The sequence below is a fragment of the Pelotomaculum sp. FP genome (genome assembly GCF_004369245.1).
GTDB lineage: Bacteria > Bacillota > Desulfotomaculia > Desulfotomaculales > Pelotomaculaceae > Pelotomaculum_C > Pelotomaculum_C schinkii.
Window position 1 is genome coordinate 1 of record NZ_QFGB01000084.1, and the last position, 13,725, is coordinate 13,725.

The 13,725-nt window shown below is 46.6% G+C and carries 8 protein-coding genes and 1 pseudogene; 6 read left to right on the plus strand and 3 right to left on the minus strand.

Annotation, left to right across the window (positions count from 1 at the left end; translation table 11 throughout):
• The first annotated feature begins 267 nt into the window (after positions 1-267).
• The 6 genes from Psfp_RS19700 (at position 268) to Psfp_RS19725 (ending at position 9,933) form a co-directional block, all read left to right on the plus strand.
• Complete coding sequence (locus tag Psfp_RS19700; protein ID WP_134220223.1) at positions 268-1,836, plus strand: malonate decarboxylase subunit alpha; 1,569 nt, start codon at positions 268-270, stop codon at positions 1,834-1,836.
• A 633-nt stretch (positions 1,837-2,469) separates the two neighbouring features.
• The gene (locus tag Psfp_RS19705; protein WP_134220224.1) at positions 2,470-4,089 is read left to right on the plus strand and encodes a CoA-transferase; all 1,620 of its coding nucleotides are present in this window, start codon (positions 2,470-2,472) and stop codon (positions 4,087-4,089) included.
• 211 nt (positions 4,090-4,300) lie between these two features.
• Positions 4,301-5,452, plus strand: a complete 1,152-nt coding sequence (locus tag Psfp_RS19710) for an acyl-CoA dehydrogenase family protein (RefSeq protein WP_345789089.1) — start codon at positions 4,301-4,303, stop codon at positions 5,450-5,452.
• Between the two features lie 24 nt (positions 5,453-5,476).
• Positions 5,477-6,616 (plus strand): acyl-CoA dehydrogenase family protein, encoded by a 1,140-nt coding sequence (locus Psfp_RS19715; RefSeq protein WP_134220225.1) that lies wholly within the window; start codon positions 5,477-5,479, stop codon positions 6,614-6,616.
• Between the two features lie 243 nt (positions 6,617-6,859).
• Entirely contained in the window at positions 6,860-8,110 is a 1,251-nt protein-coding gene (locus Psfp_RS19720; RefSeq protein ID WP_134220226.1) for an OFA family MFS transporter, read from the plus strand.
• Positions 8,111-8,691: 581 nt separating this feature from the next.
• The gene (locus Psfp_RS19725; RefSeq protein WP_134220227.1) at positions 8,692-9,933 is read left to right on the plus strand and encodes an OFA family MFS transporter; all 1,242 of its coding nucleotides are present in this window, start codon (positions 8,692-8,694) and stop codon (positions 9,931-9,933) included.
• 419 nt (positions 9,934-10,352) lie between these two features.
• On the opposite strand, the gene Psfp_RS19730 is transcribed toward Psfp_RS19725, so the two are convergent.
• From Psfp_RS19730 to Psfp_RS19740, 3 genes and pseudogenes are all read right to left on the minus strand, one after another.
• The gene (locus Psfp_RS19730) at positions 10,353-11,222 is read right to left on the minus strand and encodes a radical SAM protein (protein ID WP_134220228.1); all 870 of its coding nucleotides are present in this window, start codon (positions 11,220-11,222) and stop codon (positions 10,353-10,355) included.
• A 163-nt stretch (positions 11,223-11,385) separates the two neighbouring features.
• Positions 11,386-13,329, minus strand: coding sequence for a heterodisulfide reductase-related iron-sulfur binding cluster (locus Psfp_RS19735; RefSeq protein WP_134220229.1), 1,944 nt, complete (start codon positions 13,327-13,329; stop codon positions 11,386-11,388).
• 265 nt (positions 13,330-13,594) lie between these two features.
• Positions 13,595-13,725: pseudogene (locus tag Psfp_RS19740) on the minus strand (electron transfer flavoprotein subunit alpha/FixB family protein); the annotation flags it as partial.

Genomic DNA, 13,725 nt, shown 5'->3' on the forward strand with positions numbered 1-13,725 from the left:
AGCCGACCTTCCCGGCGATTACCAACGCGATCTACGACGCTATCGGTGTAAGGTTCTACGAAGTGCCGATTACTCCGGAAATGATCCTCAAGGCCTTAAAAGAAAAGAAAGAAAAAGAAGCTGGCTGCTAGCTGTGATCTCCTGCGGAGCTTAGTGGATGACGTACCATACGCCGGTTTATTCTATACCGGCGTATGGTAGAAAAATCGAAGATATTTTCAATGTTAACATAGGTTAACGAAAATAATCTAAAGGAGAATGATGAGTATGGCGAAAGTTATCACTGCGGCAGAGGCTGCGGAACTCTTTAAGGACGGCGATTGGGTGGCGTCATCTTCTTTCGGTCTGGCTGGTTGGGCCGAAGAAATCGCCCTGGCTCTTGAAGAGCGGTTCTTAAAAACCGGACATCCCAGGGATCTGACGCATATCCACGCCGGCGGCGCAGGCAACTTCCAGGGCAGAGGCGGCGGCCACTGGGCCCACGAGGGAATGACCAAAAGATACATCATTTCACATGCCGGCTCGGAACCCCAGGTTATGGATCATATCGCCAGTAATACATGTTTAGCTTATAATTTCCCGCTCGGAGTTATTTTGCAATGTTACAATGATATCGCCAGAAGAGGCCCCGGCGTTTTCAGTAAGGCAGGGTTGAGGACCTTCATCGACCCGCGCATGGACGGCGGTGCTTTCAATCAAAAAACCCGTGACGAATGGGAAAAACTCATTGAAGTCAAGGAACTGGACGGGGAAGAATGGCTGTGGTATAAACCTTTCCCTGTTAATGTAGCGTTCTTGAGAGCTACCTCGTCAGACGAACACGGCAATATCACGTGTGAAAAGGAAGGCCCGAACCTGGAACTGCTGTCGATAGCCCAGGCGGCCAAAGCATGTGGCGGTATCGTTATCGTTCAGGTGGAGAGAATAGTCAAGAATGGGACAATGCATCCCAAACACGTCAAAGTTCCGTGCACCATTGTAGACTATGTTGTAGTTGCAGAAAAACCTCAAATGCAGACCATGGTTACGGTATATAACCCTTCATTCTCAGGCGAAGTAAAAGTGCCCATGAAAAGTATTCCTCCCATGCCCATGAGTTCGGACAAACTTATTTGCCGGCGGGCAGCCATGGAAGTGCGCCCGGGCGCGATCAGCCTGGGTATCGGCATCCCGCAAGGTGTAGCCAGTATCATTGCCGAGGAAAAAGCCGATAGCCAAGTCATCCTTATGTCCGAGTCCGGCAGCATCGGCGGCATCCCTGGTGTGGGTGGAGATTTTGGAAGCCACTGGAACGCTGAAGCATCGACTGAGCAGCCTGCCCATTTCAATTATTATGACGGCGGCGGCCTTGACATCGCTGTATTTGGTCTGGCTGAAACGGATCCGGAAGGCAACTGCAACGCCAGCGTGTTCAACGGCAAGGTTTTTGGGGTCGGCGGCTTCATTAACGTTGCCACGAACGCTAAAAAGACGATTATGGCGGGCACATTCACTGCCGGCGGACTGAAAGTCAAGGCTGGAGACGGCAAACTGACCATCGAAAAGGAAGGCCAGTTTAAGAAATTCCTGAACCAGGTTGCGCAAATTTCCTTCAGCGGGCCATATGCCAGGGGAATAGGCCAGGAAGTCATGTTTATTACCGAGCGGGCTGTCTTTGAACTTACCCATGACGGGTTTGTATTAACTGAAATCGCGCCTGGCATTGATTTGCAAAAAGATGTGCTGGACCAAATGGAATTTAAACCGATCATTTCACCGGAGCTGAAACTGATGGATGCCGGGATTTTCAGTGAAGTATTCGGCGAAGGTAAATTAAAGAAGATCATTGAAGGATAATGTTCTTTGCTTTTTGCCTGAGTGAAAAGTGCTTTCGTTGAATTGAATCAAAGGCCGTTATCGAAACGCAGCATAGGCACTTGACATGGAGAACACCAGGCTAGGCCTTCAAACGGGAGGGCGCTCCATGTCAAGAACGCCATATTGAAATGCTGTGGGTAATCTCATAATTATCACTGCAAAGTAAAACCGGTATATTCTATGCCTTTATATGTAATGCTGCTGTGTTGTTGCTGATATATACCCGAACGCAGGGATCCTGACTTCTGTCTGAAACACGCAATGACCAGGTTGGGGTCTAATCCATAATGATGATATGCAATGACGTGGAGATATGTGCTTTAGTGAAGGCAGTGTGTCAGTTGCCTCTTGATTCATGAATACAAGACCCAACTGCTTGGAGAACTATGCGCCGGGAGGTTGGTATCAGACTTACAGTAAAGGAATTCGGAGCTTGGTGTTTCTCCTCACAAATGGGTATTTATGCTTACGGTGTTCTCAAAGAGGTTCTTCGATACCATACCAAGTCCTGCCCAATATAGCGAAGAACCACAAGGGAATTCAGAACGTTTGCATGAATATAGGAATCCTGTTTCCGTGCTAAATTTAGAAAAATAAGGAGAGAGATGTTAATTGGCAAAAGTAATTACTGTTAAAGAAGCCGCAGAACTGTTCGTTGATGGGGACATTATTCTAGGCGCCTCTTTCGGGATGAGTGGTTGGCCGGAAGAAATCGGTCAGGCCATCGAGAAACGTTTCCTGGAGACAGGTCATCCCCGTGATATGGTTCATATTCATGCTGCAGGCTGCATACCGGCAGACTGCTTCGCCCATGAAGGCATGTTAAAATGGGATATTTCTTCGCACGAAAGCACTACTCCCAAAATCGCCAAGCTAATCCAGGATGATAAATTACCCGCATGGTATATGCCACTGGGAACGATGCTGCAGATGTACAGGGAGCAAGGCAGAGGCATGCCGGGTGTCATGTCAAAGGTTGGCCTTGGTACTTTCATGGACGAACGTGTTGACGCAGGGTGCTTAAATCCCAGCTCAAAGAAGATTACAGAGGAATTAACGGCTCAAAATAAACAATTTATTAAGTACATTCCTGATTTTGACGGAGAAGAGTATCTTTACTACAGAGGATTGCCTTATACAAAGGGTATATTCAGAGCTACTACAGCTGACGAAAACGGTAACGTTACGGCTGAGAATGAAGTTTACAACCTCGAATTATCAACAGTTGCCCGTGCTGTAAAAGCTTATGGCGGAAAAGTAATTGTTCAGGTTGAGCGTATTGCCAGGGCAGGGTCCCTGGATCCTAAAATGGTTAAAGTTGCCCGTAATTTAGTAGACTATATCGTAGTGGCCGAACATCCCGAAGACATTGTCCATGGCTTATGGCCCCACGGCAAGCAAAACATTACTTACTGGCACGGCCTTTCAGGAAGAATCAAAGTTCCTCTAAGCGACAGCTTAAAGCCTATGCCTCTTGACCCCAAGAAAGTAATGGTAAGAAGAGCCTGTATGGAAGCCCAGGCCGGTTGGATGTGTAACTTTGGTATTGGCCTGCCTACCTTCTGCGGCAGCGTAATGGCTGAAGAAGGCGTTATGGATGAAATCACCATGATTTCCGAATCCGGTTCTGTTGGCGGCGTGCCGGGTGGCGGCCCTGACTTTGGGGGCCATTGGAATGTCGAAGCTTCTGTAGACCAGGGCGAGCATTTCGATTGGTTTGACGGAACAGGTTTGGACTTCGGTGTATTCGGATTATCCGAAGCGCAGGAAGACGGTTCAATCAACACTTCATTCCTAAACGGCGTAACTCTCGGGGTAGGCGGATTTGCCAACATAACTGCAGGCGCTAATACTGCTCTGTTCATCGGTACTTTCACTGCCAAGGGCTTGGAGGAAACTGTTGAAGACGGCAAACTTGTTATTAAGAACGAAGGCAAACTGAAGAAGTTCGTAAAGAAATGCTTACAGTTGACCTTTGACGCCAACTTAGCCGCTAAGAAAGGGAAGAAGCTGCTCTATATCACTGAAAGATGCGTATTTGAAAGGACTTTGGAAGGCATGGTGTTGATTGAGATCGCGCCGGGCGTAGATCTTCAGAAGGATATTCTGGATCAGATGGAATTCACTCCGATCATCCCGGCAGGCGGCCCTAGATTGATGCCTGCTGAAATCTTCCAGCCTGTTTGGGGCAACGGCGGCTTAAAGGCTATTTGGGACGCAAAAGTAAAATAGTTTAATAAAGAAAAACAAAACTAAGACTACTCGCTATTTGATGGGTAAGGTCTTGTCTCGCATGTGAAGTACGAAAAGGCTTGGACGGCAAGACAAGAAAGGTTGTCTTGCCGTCCAAGGATCTTAAAAAGCAAGGGTGCAAGGCTTCATATCAAGGGCGGTCAATACAGGTATAACCAATTATCCAACAACGATCAAAAAGTGAAAGTTGATGAACCGGATGTTTGACTATACACCTGAACAATTTGAATTGCAAAAAAAAGTCCGCACTTTTGTGAAAAAGTATATTGATCCAATTGCCAGGGACGTCGACGCTAATGGTGAACTCCCGATGTCGGTTTTGAAAGCGTGGAAGGAAGAAGGATTGGCGTGCCTGGTTGCGCCGAAAGAAGTCGGCGGGCCTGAGCTGGATACTGTAACCTGCGCCATGATTTTGGAAGAGCTTGGCTATGCCGACCTTGGGACAGCCACTGCTTTAGGGGCAAACAACCTTTGCTCATACACGGTCTTATTGGCTGGAAACCCGGAACAGAAGAAAAAGCACTTTGGTCCCCTGCTGGAAGGTAATTATGGCGCTTTTGCCCTGACTGAACCGAACGCCGGATCTGACGCGGGCGCTGTTTCTACCACTGCCAGGCGGGAAGGGAACGAGTATGTTCTGAACGGTACTAAGTGCTTTATTACACAAGGCGGGGTGGCGGCCACCTATATCGTGTTTGCTTCGACGGACAAATGCAAGGGAGCCAAGGGGCTGAGCGCCTTTATAGTAGAGCGCGATCGTCCGGGCTTAAGCGCCGGTAAAGTTGAAGATAAAATGGGAATTCGCGCCTCCAACACGGTGGAATTGATATTGGAAAATGTTAGAATACCTGCTTCGCATTTGCTCGGCAATGAAGGTGACGGTATGAAGCTGGCCATGATGTCGCTGGATTCCGGCCGCTTGATGGTGGCTGCCCAGGCTGTCGGGGTCGCTCAAAGAGCTCTTGATGAATGCGTCGAATATGTAAAAGGGCGCGTGGATAATGGTAAGCCGTTGTCGGCCCAACAGTCGGCAGCGTTCAAACTGGCGGATATGGCCACTGCCGTCGAAGCCGGCAGGCAGCTTGTTTACCGGGGCGCTGTATTAAAAGACGCTCACCAGCCTTATTCGAAGCATTCCGCTATGACAAAACTGTTCTGCACCGATATGGCTATGCAGGTCGCAAGAGATGCCATGGAAATTATGGGCTCTTACGGCTATACCAAAGACGCGTATATTGAAAAGGTTTGGCGTGACGCCAGGATCCTGTCCATTTACGAAGGAACAAACCAGGTTCAGAGGGTCGTTATCGCGGGCGCGCTGCTGAAAGGAACCGGGCACTAAGTGCTGTCAAAGTAGGAGAGTGCTATGGATTTCAATTTAACAGAAGAGCAACAGTTGATTAAAAAAATGGCCCGGGATTACGGCAAGGAGCAACTGGAACCGCAGGCCTCTGAAATAGACCGTTCCGGGCTTTATCCTGCTGAAACAATTAAAGCAATGGCGGCGCTTGACTTTATGGGCATGTTTTTCCCCGTCGAATATGGCGGAGCGGGGGCGGATTTTTTCAGTTACATTTTGATGGTTGAAGAATTGTCCCGCTCCTGCGCTTCAACAGGAGCAATTTTGGCCACACACTGTTCGCTGGCTGCCAACGCAATCTTTGCGTGGGGCAACCAAGAGCAGAAGGAAAAATATTTGCCGGATATGTGTACAGGAGAGAAACTGGGCGGTTTTGCAATGTACGAGCCGGGCGCCGCGCCTGTTGAGGGTCCGGATAAGGTTACGGCCGGCTTTGCCGGAGGTAAATATGTGTTAAGCGGCAAGAAATATTATGTCGTCAACGGCGGCGTAGCCGATGTGTACATTGTTCTTGCTTTAACCAATCCTGACGCGGGTATGAAGGGACTGAGCGCCTTTATAGTCGACGCGGGTACTCCCGGGTTAACCATCAGCAGGCAGATTGAGAAAATGGGTTTGCGCGCTTTGCAGACATCAGAAATAGTGTTTGACAACGTACAGGTGCCCAAGGAAAACCTGCTCGGCGCTGAAAATCAGGGATATGAGATTTATATGGGCATTCTTGCCAACAGCAGTGTGGCAGCTGCCGCGCAAGTCATTGGCATTGCCCAGTCCGCGCTTGACGCATCAATAAACTATGCCAAAGAACGTGTTCAATTTGGCGGACCAATTGCCCGCTTGCAGGCGATACAGTGGATGTTGGCGGAGATGGCCATGAATGTTCACCTGGTCCGGGTGGCGACCTACAGGGTTGCGGCTCTAATTGATGAAGGCAAGCCATATGCCCGGGAAGCGGCTATGACCAGAATGTTTGCGGCAAAAGCCGGTGTAGACGTCTGCATGAATGCGCTGCAAATTCACGGCGGCTATGGTTACGGCAGAGATATGATCGTCGAAAGGCTTTTACGTGATGTGAAAGGCGCAATCATTTTCGACAGTTCCAATGAATATCCGCAGAAGATTATAGCGGGCAGCCTGCTGCGCTGAGCACTTATTTAAATTTCATGAGGCTTACTAGTTGATTAAGAGTGGCTGGCCGCTAAATTGCATCCCCTTAGTTTTTGTTGTGCGCACCGCCATTCTTTATATTAGGTATTTAAGGAGGTGGTTGACGAAAAAACGGCTAAAACTGAATAGGGTGCAAGGATAATGGAGTCGTTCAATGGTAATATCCAAGTGGGACATGCGGTATGCATCCGGTAAGTAAAACATTATAAGGAGGCATTATTCATGGACTTAAAAACTAAAAGATGGCTTGTTTTGATAGCCAGTGTTCTGATCAACCTTTGTATCGGTTCCGGATATGCCTGGAGCGTTTTTGCCAAGCCAATGGTCGCGCATTTATCGTCTGTTACCGGTGTCGCAGTCACTGCCGCTGCAGCGACGCTGGCATTTACCATTTCGAACTTATTCGGTCCTGTCACAATGATCATCGGTGGGAGCGTCCAGGACAAATTTGGTCCGAGATGGGTCATATTTGCCGGGGCTTTCATATTTGGCGGAGGCGTGTTCCTGACCGGTTTTACCACTTCAACCACATGGCTTTACCTGTCATATGGTACTTTGATGGGTCTTGGCATGGGCTTGATTTATTCGTGCACGATTGCCAATACAGTCAAGTTCTTCCCGGATAAAAGGGGCCTGGTGGCAGGCCTGGCAACTGCCGGTTACGGCACGGGCTCGATTGTAGTGCCGCCGCTGGCAAACTCAATGATTAGCAGTATGGGTATCATGGCTACCTTCCGTACACTCGGGATCGCCTATTTTATCATCATCGCAGTTGGTTCATTCTTTGTTATGACAGCGCCCCCAGGTTACAAACCGGAAGGCTGGACCCCCCCTGCCCCCAGTGCCGGTTCGGCAGTTTCGGGTGTTGATAAAACCTGGAAACAAATGCTGGCCGACCCCATTTTTTATGTGCTGTTACTGATGATCATGATCGGCGCCTTTTCCGGTCTGATGATTATCAGCCAGGCTTCTGCAATTGCTCAGGAAACGACTAAAGTAACGGCAGCAGTAGCCGCTGTGGCGGTGAGCATGATTGCCCTGGCCAATACTGGAGGACGATTGTTCTGGGGCTGGGTTTCAGACGTGATTGGACGCTACAATGCCCTTACGATCATGTATATCATCAGCGCAGTGTCAGTCTTTGCATTGACTGCAACTCCCAGCTATTCGCTGTTCGTGGTGGAGGCTATGTTAATAGCCCTGTGCTTCGGCGGTATTATGGGAATCTTTCCTGCTCTTACTGCTGATATGTTCGGACCGAAGAACAACGGGGTCAACTATGGAATTATGTTCAGCGGTTTTGCCATTGCCGCGTATCTTGGTCCGATGACGGCCGCTAGTGTTAGAGCGTCGAGCGGCGGGTACGTAACCGCCTTTATCGTTGCCGCTGTCATCAGCATTGTCGGTATATTGCTGACGCAGGTGGTTAGATCCAAGTCGAAGAAAATGCAGGAAGCTGCCGCTAAGGCATAGTTAATAGCTTTATGTTGCAGAATGTTACCGGTTAATGTATTTTTTTAAAATGCGTATAACCGGAGTCCCAAAAAAATAGTGGTGTCTATGGTTTACTCTGGTAAAAAATAGCAGAAAAAATATATTACTATAGTATTATCTATAGTAATATATTTTAAGATAGTTACTATGGGTAATAGTAATATCAAAAATATTAATATTATTCATTGTATCAATGCCGGGTATCGCCATTGAGGCGTTAGTACCAACCTGAATAATAAAGGTACTATGATAAAATGCATTTTAAGTGGAAAATAATAGTCAAAATGTTTGTGACTTTGTTTATAAATATGATCTATTACAAATTCTCGTTAATTTAGAAACTCACTAGTTGATTAAAAGCGGCCGGTAATTAAAATGCATACCTGAATTACTTTACACGGACCGCTTTACTTAACATTTATTTAAGGGGGGTGGTCGACAAAAACACGGCTAAAACTTAATAGGGTGGAGATCGGAGTTGTTTGAGAAAGTTGCCAAGTAGCAAATAAGGTATGCATTCAGCACATTCTAGACATTATTTAAGGAGGCATTATTTTTTCATGGACTTAAAAACTAAAAGATGGTTTGTTTTGTTAGCCAGCGTTGCTATCAACCTTTGTATCGGCTCTGGTTACGCCTGGAGCGTTTTTGCCAAACCGATGGTCGTTTTATTAGGTTGTACAGCTGCTGCAGCGACGCTGGCATTTACCATTTCGAACTCTTTCGGACCTGTCACCATGATTTTAGGCGGAAGAATGCAGGATAAATTCGGGCCGAAGTGGGTCATTGTTGGCGGAGCCTTCCTGTTTGCCGGCGGTGTTTTCCTCACCGGCTTTACCACGTCGGTGACATGGCTGTATATGTCATACGGTGTTTTAATGGGCTTAGGTATGGGGGCTATTTATTCTTGTACCATAGCCAACACTGTGAAGTTCTTCCCTGATAAAAGGGGTCTTGTTTCCGGTATAGCGACTGCCGGATATGGGGCAGGCTCAATTCTAGTGCCGCCTTTGGCTAACGCGCTGATTGCCAGTCAGGGCATCTTGGCAACTTTCAGGACCTTGGGTATTGCTTACTTTATCATCATTGTTGTAGGATCATTCTTCGTTATGACTGCACCCGCCGGCTACAAGCCGGAAGGCTGGAACCCGCCGGCGCCGACCGCTACCTCGACAGTTTCCGGTGTGGATAAAAGCTGGAACCAAATGCTGGCGGACCCCATGTTTTACGTGTTGTTGATTATGCTTACCGCAGGCGCCTTCGCCGGGTTGATGATTATCAGTCAAGCTTCGCCGATTGCCCAGGAAGTCATTAAAGTGACGCCGGCGGTAGCGGCTGTGGCTGTTAGCATGATAGCTCTGGCCAATACCGCAGGCCGTATCTTCTGGGGCTGGATATCAGACAAAATAGGACGCTACGTTGCGCTTACGATCATGTATATCATCAGCGGAGTAGCTGTGTTTGCTTTGACCGGCATCTCCTCATATGCGGCATTCCTTATAGCAGCAATGCTTGTAGGCCTTTGCTTCGGCGGGATTATGGGGATCTTCCCTGCTCTTACCGCTGATATGTTCGGGCCCAAAAACAACGGTGTCAACTACGGGATTATGTTTTCAGGTTTCGCTATTGCCGGTTTGTTCGGTCCGATGACGGCTGCTACAGTTAAAGCGTCTCACAACGGAGATTACACAATTGCCTTTATCATTGCCGCTTGTTGTAGTGTTTTAGGTATCGTATTGACGCAAGTCGTGCGGTCGAAGACTAAAAAAAATCAGGAGGCTGCTTTAGCGGCTAAGGCATAGCTGGTGGCAGCGTTGTAAAATAGAAGATTTGGCCGGTTGTGTGCCGGTATTTGAAAAAGGATGCTGCCGGAATCACCAGAAAAAATGCTGCCGATGAAGTATCTTTGTGAGAACAGTAAAAATATATTACTATAGTTAATACGCTATAGTAATATATTTTAAGATAACTACTATAGCTTATAGTAATATATAATATAGCTTTGTGGGGATGATAAGTCTAAAATCCCAGTTGAGAAGTGATGAAACCTAATACTTTTGAAGTCGCCAGGAATAATTATTAAAATTATAAAAGCTATGAGAGGAAATAAAATAAAGGTTGCAAGAAGCTTTATTAAGCTCCTGCAACCTTTATTTATTCCTGTTTTTCTTTATATTATAGAGCATAAAAATCTTCTTCAATATAAGGCTTGCGAAGATAGTTATAGGCCGCGCAGGTATTCCGGCCTTAACATATCTGGAGTAGACAGTGCTTTTTCCAGAAGCGAGAGCAGAGCTTGCCTGTCCCGGTTCAGGACACCTTTAAGCGGCAGATAATTTGAGGCGTGATTACTTCTAAAGGTACAGTTTGTAAGAGTCACTTTCTCCAGCATTAATTTAAGTTCCTGAAGATCCTGAATCGGTGTCATCAGTTTAAATTCCCCGCGTTGGACCTGGTCATAAAGAGGCGTACCTTCCACCACCATCAAGGTCAGTGTGCTCAGGTAATCAGGATTAATGGCGCTTATAACAGCTGCTGTTTCTGAAGCATGCTCCTCAGTCAGGTCCGTGCCGCCTAGTCCGCTGATAACTGTGATGGACAATGTTAAACCGGCGTCCTTTAATTTGCGGCAGGCTTCCACCATTTTAGCGGCTGTAACACCTTTTCTGACCAGTCTGAGGATCTTGTCGCTGCCGCTTTCCAGCCCGAAGTAAACGATATCCAGTCCTGCTTCTTTGAGTTCCCTTAATTCTTCCGGCTGTTTTTTCAAAACATCTTGGGCGCCGGCATAGATCCCTATGCGTTCCAATAACGGAAAATCGTTGTATAAACGCTCCATAGTCCTAATCAGGAGTTTGGTATCAAGCGCCAGGGCGTTGCCGTCGGCAAGAAAGATTCTATTAACGTGTTTTTTGTATTTATTAGCCGATATAATATCTGATTCAATTTCCTGCCAGCTTTTTATCCTGAATTTTTTGTCTTTGTAAGCGCTGCAAAAGGTGCAGGTATTGTTAGAGCACCCGACAGATATTTGTAATATCAGACTTGACGCTTCACTTGGCGGACGAAAAATTGCGCCCTCATAACGCATTATAATCACTCCTTAAAAAATGGTCCCTTTTCATACCCCTGTCTCATAGCCGAAATAGTATAGAAGAGTTTTCTTAATATGCGGGCGCGAAATCAATCGCACCCACAGCATTAAGCTGTTATCAGTCACTCCAGGCAACGCCAACGTCTGATTCTGTCGTTCTTTAACGGTCTTGTATTTGGTTTGCCAGCAACTCTGCAATATCCTTCACTTTTACATTGTCGGCTTCCAGGTTGCTTACAGCAGTCTCCAGCATGGTGATGCAGAAGGGGCATGCTGTAGCAATGGTTTCAATATTGCCTTTCTCTAGCAGTTGCTTTGCCCTGGTTTCAAAAATTCTGGCCCCGGGTTTGTCATCCAACCATATACCGCCGCCACCGCCGCCACAGCAGAAGGATTTCTCTCTTGATTTTTCATTTTCTATTAGATTTGCGCCTGCCAGTTCACATAGCTCTCTGGGTTGTTCATAGATACCATTCATTCTACCGTAATAACAGGGATCGTGATAGGTTGTATTTTCCGGATGGGCTGCGGTTTTAATCTTCAGCAGGCCTTTTTCAATTAGTTCCCGCAGGTAAACAGCATGGCTTAAAACCTGGACATCGGGTAACGCATATTCATTTTTCAAGGTATGGTAACAATGTGGACAGGCAGTGATAATAGTATTAAAGGCATACTGGTTTAATACCGAGCAGTTCTTTTCAGCCATTTCCTGGTATAAGTATTCGTCACCTGCTCTTCTGGCCATATGACAGGTACAGCTTTCCTCATTACCCAATATCGCAAAATCAATGCCGCAATACTGCAATAGCTTAACAATTGCTTGTGAAACTTTTATATTTCTATCTATCAGGGCGCCTGTACAGCCAACCCAAAAAAGCACATCAAACTGTTTCTTTTCAGCTGCAACAGGCACATCCAGACCTTTGGCCCAGTCCAGTCGCGAACGGGTGGCTGCATTCCAGGGATGCCCGCGTCTTTGTAAACTCATTAACGCGCCCTGCCAGGTTTGGGGCATGTTACCTAAGGCCATCACCTGGTAACGTCTTAAATCAATAATCTTTTCAACAGGGTTGGACAGAACAGGGCATTTTTGCTGGCACGCCCCGCAGGTGGTGCAGGCCCATAATTCTTCCTCTGTGATGATGTCTCCTACCAGGGCGGTTTCGGAGTTGCTGATTTTCTGCATTTTTTCCATAATTGTCCGCGGTGAGAGTGCTTTACCACTATTAAAAGCAGGACAGTTAATTTCACACTGTCCCGCGCTTACGCAGGCATCAATGGAAATAAGTTGCGTTCTAGTAAAGCCGCTCAAATTTTCCGTTCCGAAGTAATCTTCCGATAGTTCAATTTCCCTTAAGCGGCCTGGAGCTTGCAATGCCTGGTGAAATAAATTTAGTGGAACCAGCGCAATATGGGACAACTTTGTCCAGGCCAGGGCTGTTATTGTTAAAAAGGAAATAAACATGTGTGTCCACCAGGACAGGACATGCGCCGTAGTTGCAGCCTCCCGGCCAAGTGGCTCCACCAATTTTACTACCGGGTAAACCGGGAAGGCCCAAAACTGCCACCCGTAATTATCTCCGGTATTTATCGCCAACCTGCTTCCCTCGACTAAAAACCCGGTAATTAGGACCAGAAAGGGTAATACCAGCGACAGTAAGGTTTTAATATTGTTCTCACCGTTAGCCGTTTTTAACATATAACGACGTAAAAACAACAGCACGATGCCTATCATGGCAAGCAGCCCTGCGGTATTAAGAATTAATTTAAAGGTAACAAACGTATTTCCGAATAGAAAATGGCCAATATGGCTGTCTATCATCAAAGTACAGGTTCCCAAAAAAAGGATGATAAAACCATAAAAAACAAAAATATGCATGATACCCCAGGTTTTTTGATCATCCAATAAGCGCTGGCTAAGCATATTACGGAGCAGTTGGAGGGTCTGGTCCTTCCAGTTAATGCTTGCTTTTTCCTCTTGCCCAGAGCGCCACCTAACTATCTTAAAGTGATAAAGGTAGCCTAAAATTGCTATCACCAGGGCGCCTAGCAAATAAGTTACCCATCCTGATTCTATTCCCCAAAATAACTCTCGTGAAAGCACTTTATCCTCCTAACTATAATGTCCCTTAATATTATTAATCGTTTTGATGCGCAGCATTTATGCTTTCCCTTAATTTCTGTATGAAGTTATTGAGGTTATCAAGATATGTGGTGATGTCGATCCAACCATAATTGTCGTCATAAACCAAAAAACTATTGGATGTTTCAGTAATTCGTTTATTAATGAATTCACCCACTTGCATCACCTACCACCTTTTATTAATGTTTTTGATAGCCGTTTGTGTCAATAGTGGCTGGGATTTTCTTCATGACGCCAATAGTTTTTTGCACTCTTCAGTGAGGAGAGGCACCACCTCAAACAAATCGCCAACGATGCCGTAGTCCGCTACCTTAAAGATGTCCGCCTCGGGATCCTTGTTAATGGCCACGATGCATT